Genomic DNA, 17,769 nt, shown 5'->3' on the forward strand with positions numbered 1-17,769 from the left:
AGAAACATGTGCAACATAAAAATTAGAATATTCCTCTCCTAAAACGATACGCATTACTATAAGGGAGGTTTATATATGAAACAAAAAAACAATGTAATTGCGTTTCCACTTTCAAATAAACGAAGCAAATCCTCGTACGATAACACTTGGAAAGATGAGTCACATTATAAATATGAACCATTATTTTCATACAAAAAGATTGTGCATTTCTTTTTAAAAAAGATCAAACAGTTATGGACATAATTAAAAACTTTCTCAACATCATCCTTATAGACTTCACACTTTGCAATCGTTAATATGTAATTAATCTGTTGGATATAAAACCCCTTCTTACGACCCGTGATGGATTTGCGGGTCTTTTTTGATGTCACTCTTATGTTTTTCTATGTATATAGGTTGTGCTAATCCATTTATGTTCATTTTTTTCTCAATACAAAACCTTCCTTCAATTTGTTATGATAAAAGTACTCCAGATGAGTCATGACTCATCAACATTATCTAGTTAAAGAGACCTACCTGCGGGAAGTAGGTCTCTTTGACTTTTTTGAGATTTCTTGCATCTATTTCTATAAACGTATGAACCTCCTTTTCTTTGTTCTCTCCAACATGACTTATTAGCCTTTTCATACTTTCATTTTCTCCTTTACATTTAACGTATAACCATATATTTTATTAATATCTTTTTATATTTTTTGGGAGGAAACAGATTGATTAACGCCATAGGTCTCGCTTTTATTCTTTCTAATAAGCTAGAGAAGAAAAAAAGAGTTTATTTAAATGATAGATTTGCACTAATAGATATTTTAGATTCAAAAGAAGTTTATGATTCTGAAGGAAATCCGCTCGTAGAATTAACTTGTAAATATAGTATTTACTTAGATGAGAAATATTATTGTAAATCGCTCGACGACTATACTGGACAAGTATTCCCTTTCCTAAGCGCAAAAGTAGGAAAAGGCCTCGTTAGAAATTTAAATTACTATTTTTCACACATTGATCTATATGATAAAAAGCCACCAGTTAAAGAGATTAGACAGCTTATGAAACAAGTCATACATGATAGATAATATTTTCTAGTATGTCATAAACGATTTTTTTGTAAGCCAAGCGGGGAACTTTTTCTCCCTCTCTTTTTATATACAAGCAATTCATCTTCCTTATATGAATTCTTTATCCCGCATTAACGGGCAGTAAGACTCCCACCTCAAGATGCAGAGAGAAGCAAGGAAGATAGGTGGGAGTCTTACTGCCTGTAACAGCCCGATTGGTGAGGGCTAATAATCAGTGGGGGATGAAGAAAACCCCCACTGATTAAAGTTTCACTTTATCTCATTCTTGTGCCTTTCATGCTTTGGAATGTTTAAATAAAGAAATCGCATATGTAATGTTTGGAATTACATTTTGCCTTCTTCATTCTCAACAAAAGGTTCATTTTCTAAAATAATATAAAAAAGCAACTCTAGATTTTTAGAGTTGCTTTTTATCATCATCTAATACTATGTGATTTTATATTGTTCCAAATACTTGTGAGGGTAAATGCATTTATTTATTAGATTCCACCACCATGTTCTGACATGTATGACACTGTTTCATACTTTAACTCAGAAGAAGCATTATCTTTTGTAATAGGACTATTTAAACCAAATGATACTACTGCAACACTCATTAAACCTAACAATGCAATTTTAATCTTTTTCATTTTAAACGCCCCTTTTCTTTTAATAAATTTCTAGCTTCGTGACTCATATAATAATAGTCACTTGCTTTTTCTTTCACACCCATATTATACCATTTAATAGCTAATAGTTCGCTATAAATCTGTACATCTTTCCATAAATCTTGTTTTTTAAAGTAAGAAATCCCTTCTAAAATACATTTCTCTAGATTTGTAATTGATTTATTTTCAATCATCGTTTTTAAGATTGTAAAATGATGATTGTATTCTTCTGTACAACACTGTAGGCCTTCATGAATATAAATTTGAGCCTCTGCTAGATTTCCTAGTTTGAAGTGTTCACGTGCTAACACATACATTCCTCTTTTTTGATAGGGTGCTCTTGGATAAGTAAATTTTTTAAATACATCTGTAAGATGCCGTACTGCTAATTCCGAAAGATTTTGATCGGCATAGAACAAACCTAAGTTATAACGAACGGTCAAAGCTGCTTTTTCTTCATTATTTCGTTCAAGAATATTTAAAGCAGAAATCAAATATTCTTCTGCCATCTCAAATTGTTCTAACGTAACGCAAGCCATGCCTAAAGTATTTTTACATGCTCCAACTTTTGTTTCGTAGTCTTCTTGACTTGAAAAATACTCAAGAGCCTTTGTAGCGTAATGAATCGCCAATGTTGGTTGTGATAAATAATAATGGTATAGAGCAATCCGATAATGGTACTCCGCTGTTTCAGCTTCATTTGGCATCATATCTAGTAGATTAGCTGCGAGTTCCCGATGATATTCTGCACAATTATAGTTTCCAGTTTCAGTGTGATAAATAAACTGAAAGAAATGATAATAATATTTCAAAAAGCAATCTGGCATATCTTTTATGTAGTCAAATCCTTCAAGACCCTTTTCGAAATCGCCGGTTAACATCTGATATCTAAAGTTTAATAATGAGTAATAAATAAAAGAATCTGTATGCTTCTTCCTATTACTAAATTTATCATCTATTTCTTTTTTTAGAACCATTGCTTTATCTAATTGTTGAGAAAGCATTTTCTGGTACCATTCATCTAATAAATCATATCCTTTGTCGGCGATAGTCTTTATTCCCATACGAGACCTCCTTTTTTAAGAATATTATCTAAATTTTACCATAAACAATCCAGCTAAAGTTCCTATTCAATCCTTAATTTATATTGAGAAATAATTGTCAGATAATTCATCTTTACGAGTACTAGCAATTTTTTTAGTCAACTCTATATGTAACATATATCGCTTTATGAAAAAAGCTGACTTCTAATATAGCAAGTCAGCTTTTGGATGAAACGAAGACTTAACAATAGCGGAAATCTCTAGGAAGTTAGAATGTAATTGGAGGACTGCAAAAAATATACTGACAGAGATATTGAATTAGGTCCATTATCAAAACTAAAACCGGGATGATGATAGATGAATTACGGAAAGAAGATAAATAAAGATTAAAAGTATTACCAGAACAAGATCTTTCTATTTATGAGATTGCACAAAATACAGTAAATAAGTACAGTAATAAATCCATCTGTTTATTTATTCCATTCTTCTATGTTCATAGCATATATATTCGTCACTGTTAGAACCTTTGAAAAAACCCGCGTTCTTTTCAAAACCAATTTTCTTAAATCCTAACCTTTCTACTAATCTAATTGATTTAATGTTCCTTGTATCAATATACGCATGAAACATTTTTAACTTATAGTTAGAAATTAATATATTAATCATCTCTGTTACTGCTTGTTGTGCATATCCCCTTCCCCAATACTTAGAGGGTAAAATATATGCTATTGAAGCTTTTAAATCTTTACTATAAATAGTCGCTTGAACTGTACCAATATATTCCTTTAAATTTTTATTATAGATTGCAAAATTTAACCAGATTTGCGAAAGATGAGTTGTTGCACCTTCCGCCAACCTTTTGAATTTTGCAGACAATTTTTCTACACTTTCAGGAGGATTTTCAGGGATATAGGTATATATTTTTTCATCTTTTAAAACTGAAAATAACTTCTCAGCATGATACTTGTTTAATGGTTCTAGTGTAATACTAGTCATTTTATACCTCCTCAAGTAATAGACAATCTAGCTAAAAAAAGTAGCTTAGCTTTACCATTTTTGTGTTCAAAATATTGACTCAAGTCCAATAAAATATGACCAGTTTTGTGACCAATCAAACCGTAAAAGAGAAAACACTAAATCTCTTCTCCCTTTTCAACGGCCCCCTTCAATCTCTGAAGCATATATCCAATCCCTTTGCATCCTGCTAATGGATATGTAATCTTATCTTCTGGATATAGTTTTGTGACTACTTTTTTATGTTTCTTTCCCGCTAGTAGAACAATTTCATCAAACTCTAGCAATCCTTTATCCGCCATCTGTTTTTTGAGTTGCTCTATACTAACAATCTCGTCACTTTTCGAGTCAAAAGCGAGATCATAGTTTTCTGTTACAATGTCATTTGGTCTTAAAAATCCATGCTTTGCTGATAAGATTACCCACTCTTCAAAAAACATTGCCGCATATGTCTGACACGCTTTTCCAAACGGGCTAATATAAACATCTTTCGCTTTTGTTGGACCTTGATTTGGGTACTTATCCCAAATTTTCTTTTTCCCACATGGAATAATACATAATCGTTTCATCATCAACTGCTACCTCACCTTTTACTTCTTTCCACATTTCGATCATAACACTTTTACTTCATCAAAAAAACTGTCACAATCGACAGTTTACAAAGAAAGGTTATATATAAAAAGGACAAGCAAACCATAGGTTACTTGTCCTTCTTGTTATCCATCCCTACTATTATAGAGCTTGGAATGTTTCTGTTAATACAGGAACGATTTGTTTTTTACGAGATACAACACCTTTTAAAGTAGCTGTGTTGTTTTCTAATGTTACGTTGTATGCTTTTTCAACAGCGTTTGCTGCTTTACCGATCGCAAGACCGACAGAATCGTTTGTTAAGATATCTGTTACAACGAATAAGAATAAATCTAATCCTTTTTCTTCTACTACTGCAGAAATAACTTTTTCTAATTCTGCTTGATGTACAAGAACGTCGTTCGTATCAACAGCGTTTACTTGTGCAATTTCAACTTTCGCGTTACCCATTTGGAATTCTTTTGCGTCAAGAGAAATTAATTGCTCCATTGTTTTACCGCTTAAATCTGCACCAGCTTTTAACATTTCTAAGCCGTAGCTTTCTGCATCAACGCCAGCGATTTCAGCTAATTCACGAGCTGCAGCTACGTCTTGTTCTGTGCAAGTTGGTGATTTAAATAGTAAAGAATCTGAGATAATTGCAGATAACATTAAACCTGCAACTTCTTTACGAATTGCAACGCCATTTTCTTTGTACATTTTGTTTAAGATTGTAGCTGTACAACCAACTGGCTCACAACGATAGTATAAAGGATCGCTCGTTTCAAAGTTAGCAATACGATGATGATCGATAACTTCTAACACACGAACAGATTCGATATCGTTAGCACTTTGTTGACGTTCGTTATGGTCAACTAAAATAACGTTGTCCACTTCGTTTGCTACTGTCTCAACAAAACGCGGTCCTTCTACTTTAAAATAATCTAACGCAAATTGAGTTTCACCGCTGATCTCACCTAAACGTACAGGCTCAGCATTCATTCCTAATTCTTTTTTTAGTTCTGCATAAGCAATTGCAGAACAAATTGCATCTGTATCTGGGTTTTTATGCCCGAAAACTAGTACTTTTTCCATGATTTCCACCTCTTCATCAAAAGGATATCTTAAAGAAGCAAATATGACAATATTTTAAGCAGATTTTTTTATAAATAAAATCAAGTTTCTCTTCTTTTCAAATAAAAATACTACAATTTTTCCGAATAAGAGGAAAAACAGAATCAAATGTGTAATAAAGTGATAGGAAATGATGAATTGAAAGGAGGGGGCCAAACATGCCCATTATAAAACTTAAAAATGATGTAGAATTGTACTATGAAGATCAAGGAAATGGAAAACCTATTCTCTTTATTCATGGGGTTTGGATGAGCAGCCGCTTTTTCCATAAACAAATTCCTTATTTTCGCGATACATACCGAGCAATTTCAATTGATTTACGTAGTCACGGACGCTCAGCGCATATAGAAACCGGGCATACAATTGCAAATTATGCTTGTGACTTACATAACTTTATTCACTCTTTAGCACTAAAGGATGTCATTTTAGTTGGTTGGTCAATGGGAGCATTTGTCGTATGGGAATATATAAAACAATTTGGAGAAGAAAATATACAAGGCCTAGTCATTGTAGATGAGCTTGCATCAGATTTCAAATGGCCTGATTTCCCTTTAGGTGCCTTTAATTTTCCAACACTGATTCATTTTATGAGAGAGATTCAAATAAATCAAACAGAGTTTTTAAAAGGATTTCTGCCACTTATGTTTAAAGAAACGCTTTCTACTGAGGAGTTATCCTGGATGCTTGAGGAAGTTACAAAAATTCCTGCATCTATCGCAAGTGCCATTTTATTTGATCAATCTGTTGTTGATTACCGAAAAGAATTACAGACGATTACAAAGCCTACTTTACTTTGTTTTGGAAGAGAAGAGAAATTAATTCCAATCGCTGCGGGAGAACATCTTCAAAAACATATTCCAAATTCCAAACTTGTTATTTTTGAAAATAGCTGCCATTGTCCATTTTTAGAAGAAGCGGACTATTTTAATAGCATACTCGATTCTTTCGTTCAATCTCTTTCCTAAATTTATCGTTCGTTCCATTTAGAATGTAAAGAAAGGTCATTCTATACAAAAATGACCTTTCTTTATTTGATTTAATTATCGTGTGAAGCATTGTGCATGATAGACGTAACGCCATTATTGACAAGATTTACATCGATTACTTGATAAAAGGCATTCCCTGTATCTGCAATTTCCCAAACAGCTAAAATAAGATGATATCCACTGCGATCAGTTGGTACATTTGCTTCGTGTGTTACTGTTGCTCCTGGTCTTACTCCTCCATCATTTTTCACATAGAATGGTATTAAATCTAATTGAGAACGTGACAATGGCTTATTAGGGTCCCAATCTTTTTTCGTTATATAATATTTCCACTCTTTTGTACTATGCGGAGCAGTTAATTTCCACTTGAATTCATTCTTTCCCCCTTGAATCGTTACTTTTTTCCATCGATCAGCGGTTTGAACGTCTAAATTCGGGAAATGTCCAGCACCCGCAATTTGTCCATCAACTGGACCTGATTGCGGAAATCCCCCTACTCCTTCTACACTTTGCGGTTCATATTGAATTGGACCACAATTTACATTTACACCTTTGCTGCATAAATACGAACGACTGGAAGGTGATTCCACATACCCATGTGCAGAGGCCTTTTCTGCAAAACCAAATGTTACCGCTCCTGTCAGCACAACCCCACAACTGAGAATAACTTTCTTCACACTTTGCCATTTTTTCTTTTTCATTACGCTGTTCCCTCCCTATCCATAAACGAAAATAACTCTGCTTAAGTTGCCTAGTCATCTTCTCTACATCAAGTATAAACGAAGGGAACTTGTCCATAGAACCGAAATGAAACTTTCTCAAATAAACAAAAGTTGATCAACCTTTATAATATAAATAAACAATTTAAATACTCTTGAACTAAAATGTACAGCGCCATCAACAAATGTTACCAATATTCTCAAATATCTTTATTTAATCTCTCATCCCTTTTTATACGAATAAAACGTAATAACACTCCTTCTTATATTTTAAGCAGAAATAGATTGCAAATTGTGCATACTAAAAAAGCTGTTGAGATTGCTCTCAACAGCTTTTTACTCTAGTTATCCGAATGATTAACACTCGCCAACGCGATAATACCTTCTTCATCATCTAATTCAAGCTGTAATCTTGCTGCGTAAGGATTGAGATTGTACTCTCGATCTAGCCATAGACGAAGCGCCTCAATTAAATTCGCTTGGATTAAAATTTGCTGACGACCGTTTACTTCTACTTCAGCGGAGAATCCATAGTCATCATCGTACATCAGTTCAACTAAAACAGCTTCAGGAGCAACTTGTCTTTTTTCAGCAATGTATACACAAAGTGCATTAATCAGCTCCTGTTCAGAAATCTTTAACGTCTCCATGCTGTTTCCTCCGCTTGTTTCTTGCGCTGATCTTTAAAATATTTAAATGCTCGAATCGCCAACATCACGATACCAGCCATTACTAACATATTTACCATGAACGCCAATATAGAACCAAATGCTCCCATATTTGAGAATAGGCTTCCCATTAATAGACCACCTAAACCACCAAGTAATAACCCTTTCATAAAGCTTCCTTTATTACTTTTTGGCGCTGTATTTGTAGCTTTCGTTTTTGTATCTGGATTTGTCTTTTGTGAATTTACGTTAGAATCTTTTTTGTTTAAATTCACTTTTGACTTTTGTCCAGAACTTGGTGTAAATGACTTTTTACCAGATTTGTAACTTTTCGCTGCTGCATGATCTACAAAAACAAAACTGCTAGCTCCAAAGATCACCATGAATGCAGTCATTACTGAAATGAGTTTTTTCAACATAGTATATCCATTCTCCTTTTACTATAGATATATGTGAAATCTATCTTTCTTAGAAATAAGAATGATAGATTTATTTTTAAACTCATATAAAGAGTTCTTATGAACTTATTATATGAACTTTTATTAAAATAAGCAAGTTATTTACTTATTAATATTTTAGAGAACAAAGGAAAAATGAAGCAAAATGGAATTGACTTTACATAAAACAACACATATTATAAGGTCATAAGAACTTTTATAATTTTGGAGGTGAAAAGATGGAAACATTTCATCTCACACGAAACGAAATGGCAACACTCCTCCTTTCTTTAAGAGGATGGAACACAAAAAAGCCTCTTAGCATATTACAAGAAGCTTGGGCAAAATCACATAAAAAAGATATTGAAAGCGGACAAAGCGTGACTGCTTTTATCACAACTGCACTTTCACCTATTTTCGAAAAGTTGATAAAAATAGAAGATACCGATGTTGGCTTTTCTTTAAATGAAATCGTTGCACTTGGTAATCAAATTGAAAATACCAGCTTTTCTGTAACCGCAATGCAAAACTGGGTAAAACGCGATATAAAAGAAATGATTGGATCACCGCAAAAGGGGAAAAAATACTCCATTGAGCAAGCTGCTTTACTTTTCATTGTCGAAGATTTAAAAACAGCACTTGATTTTGAATCCATTCGGAAACTGCTTAGACTCATTGTCAATGATCCGGCAGACCGCAGCGATGATTTAATTAATCCCGTTCATTTATACGTTGCGTACTCTTCCTTATTTGAAGAGTTGAATCAAGGAAACTGTTTACAATTAAACGCAACTGACACAATCCATACAATTGAAAATATAGTAAAAGAGAAAGCGGATCAAATCGCCAGCCAATTTGACCAAATCAACAATGAACAGCGCGAAGCAATTCGTAACGCCATTATTATCGCGACGCTTTCTGTACATACTGCATATGTACAAATGTTAGCAAAACGGTACGTTTCTGCAACATTATTTTTACAAAACTTAGATGTAAAACCGTAAGCAGAGGGGTAAGATATACGCCTCTGCTTCTATGTATAGCAAAAACTTATTCAAATGTAAATAAAAAAACATCTGTATTCTCAAATCAAGCTTTAACCATTACTCTTCTTTTCCAAAAATAATTCATTCACTCTATCATAACGCCCTTCTCTCATCATTGTGACAAACATATATTTCAAAAAAATCATTTTAATAAAAAACTTACATAGTCTTAAATCTCTGAGGAAACATTAATAGTAGTACACTAAAAAGGAGGGACGATTCCATGAAAAAGAAAAAATATTTATTTGCTTTAATGGCTACTGTTATATCTTCAGGATTATTATTTGGTTGCAATAACGTGAAGGATGAACAAGAACCAGATCCAACTGAAGAACCTTCTGAACAACGAGAACAAGATGAAAGACAAAATAACAACCAATAGTTTTTTTATCGTAATACAAAGCTAAAAAATAACATGATGACTACATTGTCTATCTTCAACATGAATCAAATATATACGCAACAAGTGTACTCAATATGCCATCATTGGTATGATTCGCTCTGTATTTATGATACGTTCTTCTAGCTCTTTATAAAGACCATGCAAAAATAGGAGCAGAATTGCTCCTATTTTCCATTCATATTACAGATGTATTTGTTTCTATGCAAAATCCTTCAGCGGAATTTTTAATAATTATATCAAAGCGCTCATGATACGGGTGCATGAATACTTCATACTGAATCCCCCATTTTAAACTGTTTCTATCAAAATTTTGACAAAAATCAGCTTATTACCAGTCCTATTTTTTCTGAACACAACTTCATACACATATACTAGGCCGAAAAATATTTATCACTAATCTACATATTTATACTCAAAATGTAATAATGTATCCTCATTCTTCCCCCTATCATGCGTATACGTAAACCCTATCTTTTCTAACAAATTTCTTGACTTCATATTCTCCGTTTTAATTCTTGCCTTAAATGTAGTAAGCTTCAAATCATAAATTGCATATTGAATGGTTGCATAAGCTGCTTCAGTCGCATAACCTTTCCCCCAAAACTTCGGGTTAAGTAAATACATGATCTCTACCTCTTCTGTTTCATCTATGCATCTTAATCCGCAATGACCAAGTAATTCTCCGCTTATTTTATGAAATAGAAACCATACACCAAATCCATTCTGCTTCCAATGTGAAATGAGTTGATTGATATACTGTTCAGCTTCTTCTCGTAACATTCCCCTTGCAACTGCTAGCCACTTACCTACTTCCTCTTGTTTGACGATTTCATAGAACTCATCCCGATTTCCTATGCTTGGTGGTCTCATATATAGCCTCTTTGTTTCTATATCCTTCCTCATAAGTATATTTCCCCTTTTATCTGATAGATTAGTAAATTATACCATACTAATTCCTTCATCACTGCAATGAGAAAGTATATCTATAAATAAAAACAGACTATCGTATAAAACGAAGTCTGCTCTTCAAATCACAATCTTTTCTTTTTAATATCGGTCCATTTTAAAGTTGTTGCTGGTCCAAATTGATGTACGTATAAATTCTTAACGTATGGCTTTTGTAAATACGATAATCCGTGCTGAAATACCGGTGCAATGACCGCGTCTTCAAGCAACATTTTTTCCGCATCTTGCATTGCTTTCCAGCGCGCCTGTTTATCATTTCCTAACTCTAGTTTTATCTTTTTCAGTAATGCATCGTACTTTGGATTTGCATATCCCGTATTATTCACTCCATTTTCAGAAAGAAAAACCTCTAAATATGTCATGGGATCTGGATAATCTGGTAACCAGCGCGATAATGACATTTCATATTCTTTCTTTTTCTCTAATGCTAGTTTTTGAGAATGAGGTTGTAACTTTACGTTTATCGTCAAACCTGGAAGATTCTTTTCAAGTTGCTCTTTCATGTACTCTCCAACTTTTTTAAAGTTTTCTAAATCGTAGTTTAACATCTCTATCGTAACTTCATTTGTTCCTGTTTCTTGCTTTGCTTTTTCCCAATATTCTTTCGCCTGTTTCACGTTCGTTTTATTAAATTCTGTCGTCGTTTCTCTAAAATCTTTATTATCTGAATCTAATAAGAAGCCACTTGGAATATAGTAATTAGCAGGTTCTGATCCGTCATTTAAAAAAGATGTAGCAAGATCCTTTTTATCAAAAGCCATACTTAATGCTAGGCGCGCATGTTTATTTTTCAAAATCGGTACGTTTTCATTAAAACGGAAAAAATACATAATAGGATCCGTATGTTGTTTCAGTTCTTTATTATTCTTATATTTATCAACAAATTCTGTTGAAATGACAGCGCGATCAATTTTATTTGTTTCATATAAATTCACGACAGTTGAAATGTCTTTTACAATTTGATAGTTGACTTCATCTAGCTTTACCTCTTTTTTATCCCAATATTGATTGTTCTTTTTCATAGTGAAACTTGCTTCATGTTTCCACTCCGATAATGTGAACGGGCCATTATATACGGTTTTATCAGCTTCTAAACCATATTTCTCTCCTTGTTCCTTTGCATATTTTTCATGAATTGGATAAAAAGATGGCAAACAAAGTAACTTTGTAAAGTACGGCACAGGATGCTCTAATTCTACAACAAATGTTTTATCATCTGTTGCCTTTACCCCTAGTTCGTCTAATCCTAATTGCTTTTTATTGATTTTTTCTGCATTTTTCACATCATACATAATAGAAGCATATTGTGAAGCCGTTTCTGGATTGATCAATTGTTTCCATGCATAAACAAAATCATGCGCTGTGACAAGGTCTCCATTTGACCATTTCGCTTCACGCAAATGAAATGTATATGTTTTACCATCTTGACTTACTTCATGATTTTGAGCCATTCCCGCAATGACTTCATCATCTTTTGATAATCGAAATAGACCTTCCATCACATTATTTAAAACGTTAAACGAAATCGCATCTGTCACTTTTCCCGAGTTCAATGATGGAATTTCCCCTGTTTCCGTTAATTGTAATACTTTCTTCTCTTCTTTCGGATTCGTCGTTGATTGTTCTGCACTACAACCAACTAAAAAGGAAGAAGCCAGTAACGCACTAATGAATGAAATACGAATGACCTGATTCATTTCCATCCCCCTATCATTTTTTATTATGGTAAATAACGTCGAGCTCCGGCATATTCTTCGATATATCCAAGTGTGTCTACCGGAATAATCTCAACTGTTCTTCCCGCTTTCGGAGAGTGAATCATATTTCCATCCCCAATGTACATTCCTACATGATGAACGTTTCCTTTTCCACCATCATGAGCAAAGAAAATTAAATCCCCTTTTTGTAACTGTTCTTTTTCTACCGCCATGCCAGCTTTTGACTGCGGGCCTGAATCACGCGGAATGGTAATACCATGTGATTGATAAATCGTATGTGTAAATCCAGAGCAATCAAATCCAAATCCACTTGTACCAGCCCATATATATGGCAATCCTAAAAATAATTTACCTGTATTCATTAAATCATCCCCTGTTGGCGTCTGTATATCATTTTGTGAATGGTATACTGTGCCATCTTTTTTACGTAACCAAGCTTTTTGACCATTTGGCAATAGAACACGATATGAAATGGTATCTTCGCTTACAAGTGGCAAACGCGTATTATAACTGACCTCTAGCGATTTGTTTTTGTCGGAAGGATTGATATATAAGATAGCTGTAGGTTTTGTGATTAAAACAAAGGGTTGATTCTTTTTATTCGCAAATTCTTGATGATACGTCAGCTGTTTTTCTGGCATCCATCCTGGATACCCTTGTTCATTTCTTGGCGTCGGTTGTCCATGTACAATGACTTTCACCCATTCTCCTTTCCTTTCAACAACGGTTACTTCCTGCCCTAATAACGCTTGTGTTTCCAGCTTATTTGTATTTGTTAACCAAAGCTTTTCATCAAGTGTCATAGATTTCGTCCATTTCCATAGATCCACAGGATTGCTTGCGCTCGGTTCATCAATGGGACGAAGTAGATTCGGACCAGTCCACAGCGTTGCAGCGGCAACATCAATGAAAGCTGTATTTCCTATTCTTTCTTCCGCACTTACTGCTGAGAAAGACGAAAAGAGAAATAAACTTGTTAATACTGTAGTCCCCAGTTTTTTCATACATATCCCCCTTAAAAAATCATTTGCTAGTTTATCATTCTTTGAAACAATAACTCTCCTAAGACTGTAAGTTTACCTTCGCTCCGCTATAACTCATTCCTTCTGGCTCTTCCATTAGCCATAACGGCGCATCAAGATCAACATAATGAATATTCGGATGTGCAGCCGCTACATGCGCTGCGGCTGTTACAGAAAGCGATGATTCCATCATGCTGCCAATCATACATTTTACACCTGCCGCTTCTGCGACATCAGCAATTTTCCATGCCTGACGTATTCCGCCGCATTTCATTAATTTAATGTTGATTAAATCCACATAACGTCCATGAACAAGCTTTAATGCGTCTTCCGCTGAAAAAATACTTTCATCAGCCATAATTGGTATATATACATGATTCTTTACATATTTCAGTCCTTCCCAATCTTTCGCGTGAACAGGCTGTTCGATAAATTCAATATTTAAATTTCTCTTTTCCATTTCTTTAATAATGGAAACAGCCTCTTTCGGTTCCCAGCCTTGATTGGCATCCAATCGGAGCACAATATCCTTTGGTACACTATTTTTAATGGCCTCCATTCGTTCTAAATCTAACCGAGCAGATTGACCCACTTTAATCTTTAACGTTTGAAATCCTTTTTCCACATGTTTTTTCGCTTCTTTTGCCATCGATATAGGATCATCAACACTTACCGTAATATCTGTATAAATTTCTTTCTTCCCACCAAATAAGGCATAAAGCGGAACGTTATGAAATTGACAATACGCATCATATAAAGCAATATCTACCGCTGCCTTCGCACTCGTATTTCCAATACAACTCTTTTGAACATATGATAATAAGGAATGAAGTTGCTCAATCTCTTTTCCTATTAAGCTAGAGCGAATCGGTCCTAAAATCGCCTCTTCCATTCCACTTGCAAAATCACCTGTAATAACCGGAGTTGGAGCAGCGGCTCCTCTTCCTACCATTCCGTTGTCTATATGGAGAAAAACATCGATACTTTCAATTTCTGTTACAGTGCGCAGCGCTGTTTTAAACGGAGTATGAAGTTTAATCAATCGGCGCTTTATCCTTACATCTGTAATGTTCACTTTTCCCACCCTTTCCTTTTTGTCCAATAAAAAAATCCAGTCATAAGAAAGCCATCTTACGGCTGGATTTTGTCTATGAAGAAGTAGACAAAGCAGCAATCTGATCATATTTTTTCTGTGCGTCCTTTAACGCTACAAGTAGCGCCTTTTGCGATGAGCCACAAAATAACGACCTTTAATTTCATCAGCTAGATGCGAATCGTTTATATTTTTATGTAAAAATATATGCTTTATAAACTGAGAAGTTAAGGCAATGGTTGCAGAGCAATCTGCATCTATAATTTCTCCTGTATCCCTTTCAAGCACGAATGCTACAAAATAACTTTTAAACTTTTCAGTAATTGGATTATTTTGAGGCGCTTTTGCATCCCCTACGACGTAAATCGTATTAGAAGCGTACACATGTATCATCCTTTCTTATACAAGGATAGCAGTTTTCTTAACAAGCGTATGAACTGTGAATCCATCAATTAGTTGACCGAACTCCCCTTCTTGCTTCAAGAGTTTTATTTTCATGCTAATAAACATATATCTAATACGAATTAAATCCAAGACTTTGGCTAACATCAATCAAAATTCATCTCCCACCTTCCCATTGGGCTACGTCCCCACATTCGTTGAAGATAGAAGGATTCTTTCGGAAATACGTTAAAAAAGAGTGTGCTTATTAAAATTATATATAATTAACAGAATTTTTACAATATTTTATCTTAAGATCTATTCAAACTGACCACCTTCAGGAAAAATATAATTTATAGACGCACTTCATACTACTCTATATACAAGTAAAGTGTGAAACTTCAACCTTCCTTATATATGTAACAACTTACAGTACATCAACAGTAACAAAAAAACAGTCAGCTCTCGCTAACTATTTTTTATGTACAATTATAATTATTCAGGTAATATCAAAATTGTTTCATCCGGCTTCGAAAAATGGTACTCTTTTCTTGCAAATTGCAAAATTTCTTCTTCATTATCTGTTAAATTCTCAACCTTCGTCTCTAAATACTCGGAATCCTTCTTCAAAGATACGAGTTGTTTTTGTTGCTTTTCAACTGTAACACGCTTCTGTTGAATCATTTCCTGCTGCTTCGTAAGTATATATTGTACATAAAGTGTTGAGGAGATAATAAATAGAAGCGCGAGAAGAAAACGCCTTATTTTTTTCTTATTGATAACTCGATATTCGTTAGGCTGCGATTGATGTTGCACTGTATTAGGAACATTTACCTTTTTGAGTTTCCTCATCATTGAAATCCTCCTAACCCATTTTATTTTACTGCCTTCCATATGAGCTTGTATTATCCTAAATTCTCCTCGTATAAAACAAGCTCCTCTATAAAAAAATCTCATAAATCAATCAATTCCAGATAGCTTTCGACGACATCTCTATATTTCAGCTGAATATTTTATTTTTTGTGCTGTAAAATTGTAGTTTACGCTACTTCGTCCTTTACTTGTCAAATTGTGCCTTATGCAATCTAGTCTACTCTTCTACATAAAAGACGAAATAACATATGAAAAACTTGCAAAAAACGAACAGCGGCAAAATCGCCATGATTTTTTGCTGTGATCATATTTCTGTATCAACATACTTTAATACATTTCGTTATATTTCGATAGAGAATGAAAAACTTCTTTTTAGTTTACATAACATAATTATTCGAATTCATTTTTGTTTTTATGTATCTAAATTCAAAAAACAAAAATTGCAAATGAAAAGAAAAATCTTATTTTTGTTTACAATCAAAAATAAGATGAATCATCTTTTTTAAATTAATCTATAACAATTTTGTCTTCTTCCTTTTCCTGTCTCTTTCAATACATACGACTTCGCAACAAGCGCTGTTAAGGAATCTGTTAATGTTTTATACGATAAATTAGATAACGCCAATAGATCATTTGTATACAGCATCCTATGTTTTTCTAATAATAACAATATGAGCCGTTCAGAGGGCTTTAACATTTCATCACTTTCAAGTATAAAATCTATATTTTTCATAAAAACTTATATTTCTCCTTAATATAAAAACGAATATTTTCTATCAATTATTATGAAAATATTATATAACAAAAATGCATTTATATCAAAATAGTTTTTCTTTTCATGATAACACTAACTAATATTGTACAAAATTCTTAATGCTTCAACATGATAATCAAATCTATCAGTATTTTTAATAACATATATAATATTTCCTAACCAAAAGGCTCCGCTTCATCTACGGAGCCTTTTGATTTCTTCATTTATAGAAAGTAAACTAAAGTTAAGGTAGAAATTCTTAATCAAAATTCTACTGAATTCATTCGTTTTAAAGTGACTTGTTCGTTTTTATGATTTCTTGGTAAAGCGCTGGTGACCATTTATCTCCAAGATAATCTTGAATAATCCATCCTACTCTTTTGGGATCTTTTTGCTTTATATACTGTGCAACTTCTGGATTTAGATAAGAGGCGTAATAATATGGACTACTCCATGCTGTACCACCAGAAGACAAACTAATAAAGTTCATATAAATACGATTTATATTCTGAGAATTTTCGTTAGCTTGGTCGATCATGCTTTTAATAGATTCTATTTTTTCGTCATACCCAACATTATATTTATCTTGCACCGTTACATTTAGATTATAAGTGATAGCGGAGTTAAATTGTTTGTTATCAGGCCAATAAAAATTCTGATACCCTCCAGTCATCTTACTACCAACATACCTTCTCACTAATACTAGTTTCCCACGTGCATCTCCAAGTTTGATATTCCCTTCTGTTTTCAAAAAAATAGGATCATCAAAATATTTTGTTTCGAATGTATTAACAAATGTATCCTCAGCGCCGTCCATATCATCATACTCCTTTTTTAAGGACATAATAATTGTTTCGCTTGGATTCTCTTCTAAAAAGTTTTTTGCTTCATTAATAAACTGCTGGAGTGTTACATACAAATATATTGGTCCATGATGAAGAACAATTGTATTATCATCTGTTAAACGTCCCCTAATATCAAAAATTCTTGCCCCGTGATTCATTTGATAACGAAAATCATGTTCTTGTGTCATTCCCCATACTTGTTTGACTGGATCTTGCAATCTAAATGTTCCACTATCATGTGTTCCTGGAATGGATATTTGGGCTAGTGGTGTATCATCTGGTATTGCTTGCATCCATTTTGGCCAATTTTCAAGTTTCTCGTCCGAAATATCTGCAAATGCCGTAACACTAGGAGAGCCCATCATTGACATAAAGAATAT

20 protein-coding genes and 3 pseudogenes are annotated in these 17,769 nt (G+C 33.7%); 5 read left to right on the top strand and 18 right to left on the bottom strand.

Going from position 1 to position 17,769, the window contains the following annotated elements:
• The first annotated feature begins 75 nt into the window (after positions 1-75).
• Both MR063_RS08985 and MR063_RS08990 read left to right on the top strand, forming a co-directional pair.
• Complete coding sequence (locus MR063_RS08985; RefSeq protein WP_242196623.1) at positions 76-243, top strand: hypothetical protein; 168 nt, start codon at positions 76-78, stop codon at positions 241-243.
• Positions 244-707: 464 nt separating this feature from the next.
• Positions 708-1,067 carry a cytoplasmic protein gene (locus tag MR063_RS08990; RefSeq protein ID WP_242196626.1) on the top strand — a complete coding sequence of 120 codons (360 nt, stop codon included), beginning with the start codon at positions 708-710 and terminating at the stop codon, positions 1,065-1,067.
• A gap of 482 nt (positions 1,068-1,549) precedes the next feature.
• On the opposite strand, the gene MR063_RS08995 is transcribed toward MR063_RS08990, so the two are convergent.
• The 5 genes from MR063_RS08995 to ppaC form a co-directional block, all read right to left on the bottom strand.
• Positions 1,550-1,699, bottom strand: coding sequence for a Phr family secreted Rap phosphatase inhibitor (locus MR063_RS08995; protein ID WP_012094399.1), 150 nt, complete (start codon positions 1,697-1,699; stop codon positions 1,550-1,552).
• The gene (locus MR063_RS09000) at positions 1,696-2,781 is read right to left on the bottom strand and encodes a response regulator aspartate phosphatase (protein ID WP_242196629.1); all 1,086 of its coding nucleotides are present in this window, start codon (positions 2,779-2,781) and stop codon (positions 1,696-1,698) included. The genes MR063_RS08995 and MR063_RS09000 overlap by 4 nt, the downstream gene beginning before the upstream one ends.
• Positions 2,782-3,234: 453 nt before the next feature.
• Complete coding sequence (locus tag MR063_RS09005; RefSeq protein ID WP_242196632.1) at positions 3,235-3,756, bottom strand: GNAT family N-acetyltransferase; 522 nt, start codon at positions 3,754-3,756, stop codon at positions 3,235-3,237.
• Positions 3,757-3,893: 137 nt separating this feature from the next.
• On the bottom strand, positions 3,894-4,343 hold the full coding sequence (locus tag MR063_RS09010) for a DUF6884 domain-containing protein (RefSeq protein WP_242196635.1): 450 nt from the start codon (positions 4,341-4,343) through the stop codon (positions 3,894-3,896).
• Between the two features lie 163 nt (positions 4,344-4,506).
• The gene (gene ppaC / locus MR063_RS09015) at positions 4,507-5,439 is read right to left on the bottom strand and encodes a manganese-dependent inorganic pyrophosphatase (protein ID WP_242143141.1); all 933 of its coding nucleotides are present in this window, start codon (positions 5,437-5,439) and stop codon (positions 4,507-4,509) included.
• A 197-nt stretch (positions 5,440-5,636) separates the two neighbouring features.
• On the opposite strand from ppaC, the gene MR063_RS09020 reads away from it, so the two are divergent.
• Positions 5,637-6,443, top strand: coding sequence for an alpha/beta fold hydrolase (locus MR063_RS09020; protein ID WP_242196639.1), 807 nt, complete (start codon positions 5,637-5,639; stop codon positions 6,441-6,443).
• Positions 6,444-6,514: 71 nt separating this feature from the next.
• Here the strand turns inward: MR063_RS09020 and MR063_RS09025 are convergent, their stop codons facing one another.
• The 3 genes from MR063_RS09025 to MR063_RS09035 all read right to left on the bottom strand — a co-directional run bounded on the left by MR063_RS09025 (position 6,515) and on the right by MR063_RS09035 (position 8,270).
• Positions 6,515-7,165: a lytic polysaccharide monooxygenase gene (locus MR063_RS09025; protein WP_242196642.1), complete on the bottom strand. Its 651-nt coding sequence runs from the start codon at positions 7,163-7,165 to the stop codon at positions 6,515-6,517.
• Positions 7,166-7,524: 359 nt separating this feature from the next.
• Positions 7,525-7,833 (bottom strand): YxcD family protein, encoded by a 309-nt coding sequence (locus MR063_RS09030; protein ID WP_242143144.1) that lies wholly within the window; start codon positions 7,831-7,833, stop codon positions 7,525-7,527.
• On the bottom strand, positions 7,821-8,270 hold the full coding sequence (locus tag MR063_RS09035; protein ID WP_242143145.1) for a hypothetical protein: 450 nt from the start codon (positions 8,268-8,270) through the stop codon (positions 7,821-7,823). The genes MR063_RS09030 and MR063_RS09035 overlap by 13 nt, the downstream gene beginning before the upstream one ends.
• A gap of 257 nt (positions 8,271-8,527) precedes the next feature.
• On the opposite strand from MR063_RS09035, the gene MR063_RS09040 reads away from it, so the two are divergent.
• Together MR063_RS09040 and MR063_RS09045 are read left to right on the top strand one after the other, a co-directional pair.
• Positions 8,528-9,292 carry a DUF1836 domain-containing protein gene (locus MR063_RS09040; RefSeq protein ID WP_242143146.1) on the top strand — a complete coding sequence of 255 codons (765 nt, stop codon included), beginning with the start codon at positions 8,528-8,530 and terminating at the stop codon, positions 9,290-9,292.
• 265 nt (positions 9,293-9,557) lie between these two features.
• Positions 9,558-9,716: a hypothetical protein gene (locus MR063_RS09045; protein WP_012094410.1), complete on the top strand. Its 159-nt coding sequence runs from the start codon at positions 9,558-9,560 to the stop codon at positions 9,714-9,716.
• A gap of 196 nt (positions 9,717-9,912) precedes the next feature.
• On the opposite strand, the pseudogene MR063_RS09050 reads toward MR063_RS09045, so the two are convergent.
• The 10 genes and pseudogenes from MR063_RS09050 to MR063_RS09090 form a co-directional block, all read right to left on the bottom strand.
• Positions 9,913-10,017, bottom strand: a pseudogene (locus MR063_RS09050) (phosphoribulokinase); the annotation flags it as partial.
• 113 nt (positions 10,018-10,130) lie between these two features.
• Positions 10,131-10,640, bottom strand: coding sequence for a GNAT family N-acetyltransferase (locus MR063_RS09055; protein WP_242196645.1), 510 nt, complete (start codon positions 10,638-10,640; stop codon positions 10,131-10,133).
• A 128-nt stretch (positions 10,641-10,768) separates the two neighbouring features.
• The gene (locus tag MR063_RS09060) at positions 10,769-12,400 is read right to left on the bottom strand and encodes a peptide ABC transporter substrate-binding protein (protein ID WP_242196647.1); all 1,632 of its coding nucleotides are present in this window, start codon (positions 12,398-12,400) and stop codon (positions 10,769-10,771) included.
• A gap of 23 nt (positions 12,401-12,423) precedes the next feature.
• Positions 12,424-13,425: a C40 family peptidase gene (locus MR063_RS09065; RefSeq protein WP_242196650.1), complete on the bottom strand. Its 1,002-nt coding sequence runs from the start codon at positions 13,423-13,425 to the stop codon at positions 12,424-12,426.
• Between the two features lie 58 nt (positions 13,426-13,483).
• Positions 13,484-14,518 carry a dipeptide epimerase gene (locus MR063_RS09070; protein ID WP_242196653.1) on the bottom strand — a complete coding sequence of 345 codons (1,035 nt, stop codon included), beginning with the start codon at positions 14,516-14,518 and terminating at the stop codon, positions 13,484-13,486.
• 73 nt (positions 14,519-14,591) lie between these two features.
• A pseudogene (locus tag MR063_RS09075) lies at positions 14,592-14,920 on the bottom strand (DUF3870 domain-containing protein).
• Positions 14,921-14,935: 15 nt separating this feature from the next.
• Complete coding sequence (locus tag MR063_RS21785) at positions 14,936-15,070, bottom strand: hypothetical protein (RefSeq protein ID WP_277927820.1); 135 nt, start codon at positions 15,068-15,070, stop codon at positions 14,936-14,938.
• A 342-nt stretch (positions 15,071-15,412) separates the two neighbouring features.
• Positions 15,413-15,769, bottom strand: a complete 357-nt coding sequence (locus MR063_RS09080) for an FtsB family cell division protein (RefSeq protein WP_242196656.1) — start codon at positions 15,767-15,769, stop codon at positions 15,413-15,415.
• 523 nt (positions 15,770-16,292) lie between these two features.
• Positions 16,293-16,523: a hypothetical protein gene (locus tag MR063_RS09085; RefSeq protein ID WP_012094417.1), complete on the bottom strand. Its 231-nt coding sequence runs from the start codon at positions 16,521-16,523 to the stop codon at positions 16,293-16,295.
• Between the two features lie 310 nt (positions 16,524-16,833).
• A pseudogene (locus MR063_RS09090) lies at positions 16,834-17,709 on the bottom strand (phosphatidylinositol-specific phospholipase C domain-containing protein); the annotation flags it as partial.
• Positions 17,710-17,769 lie beyond the last annotated feature (60 nt).

The sequence above is a fragment of the Bacillus cereus group sp. BfR-BA-01492 genome, from assembly GCF_022662815.1.
Taxonomy (GTDB): Bacteria; Bacillota; Bacilli; order Bacillales; family Bacillaceae_G; genus Bacillus_A; species Bacillus_A cereus_BD.

What these genes read in the sequence shown, in the direction of transcription:
- MR063_RS09045 (WP_012094410.1), top strand. Translation starts at nt 9,558, where the DNA reads ATGAAAAAGAAAAAATATTTATTTGCTTTAATGGCTACTGTTATATCT.
- MR063_RS08985 (WP_242196623.1), top strand. Translation starts at nt 76, where the DNA reads ATGAAACAAAAAAACAATGTAATTGCGTTTCCACTTTCAAATAAACGA.
- MR063_RS09025 (WP_242196642.1), bottom strand. Translation starts at nt 7,165, where the DNA reads ATGAAAAAGAAAAAATGGCAAAGTGTGAAGAAAGTTATTCTCAGTTGT.
- MR063_RS09000 (WP_242196629.1), bottom strand. Translation starts at nt 2,781, where the DNA reads ATGGGAATAAAGACTATCGCCGACAAAGGATATGATTTATTAGATGAA.
- MR063_RS09005 (WP_242196632.1), bottom strand. Translation starts at nt 3,756, where the DNA reads ATGACTAGTATTACACTAGAACCATTAAACAAGTATCATGCTGAGAAG.
- MR063_RS08995 (WP_012094399.1), bottom strand. Translation starts at nt 1,699, where the DNA reads ATGAAAAAGATTAAAATTGCATTGTTAGGTTTAATGAGTGTTGCAGTA.
- MR063_RS09085 (WP_012094417.1), bottom strand. Translation starts at nt 16,523, where the DNA reads ATGAAAAATATAGATTTTATACTTGAAAGTGATGAAATGTTAAAGCCC.
- MR063_RS09040 (WP_242143146.1), top strand. Translation starts at nt 8,528, where the DNA reads ATGGAAACATTTCATCTCACACGAAACGAAATGGCAACACTCCTCCTT.
- MR063_RS09035 (WP_242143145.1), bottom strand. Translation starts at nt 8,270, where the DNA reads ATGTTGAAAAAACTCATTTCAGTAATGACTGCATTCATGGTGATCTTT.
- MR063_RS09055 (WP_242196645.1), bottom strand. Translation starts at nt 10,640, where the DNA reads ATGAGGAAGGATATAGAAACAAAGAGGCTATATATGAGACCACCAAGC.
- MR063_RS09020 (WP_242196639.1), top strand. Translation starts at nt 5,637, where the DNA reads ATGCCCATTATAAAACTTAAAAATGATGTAGAATTGTACTATGAAGAT.
- MR063_RS09065 (WP_242196650.1), bottom strand. Translation starts at nt 13,425, where the DNA reads ATGAAAAAACTGGGGACTACAGTATTAACAAGTTTATTTCTCTTTTCG.
- MR063_RS09080 (WP_242196656.1), bottom strand. Translation starts at nt 15,769, where the DNA reads ATGAGGAAACTCAAAAAGGTAAATGTTCCTAATACAGTGCAACATCAA.
- MR063_RS09010 (WP_242196635.1), bottom strand. Translation starts at nt 4,343, where the DNA reads ATGAAACGATTATGTATTATTCCATGTGGGAAAAAGAAAATTTGGGAT.
- ppaC (WP_242143141.1), bottom strand. Translation starts at nt 5,439, where the DNA reads ATGGAAAAAGTACTAGTTTTCGGGCATAAAAACCCAGATACAGATGCA.
- MR063_RS09030 (WP_242143144.1), bottom strand. Translation starts at nt 7,833, where the DNA reads ATGGAGACGTTAAAGATTTCTGAACAGGAGCTGATTAATGCACTTTGT.
- MR063_RS09060 (WP_242196647.1), bottom strand. Translation starts at nt 12,400, where the DNA reads ATGAATCAGGTCATTCGTATTTCATTCATTAGTGCGTTACTGGCTTCT.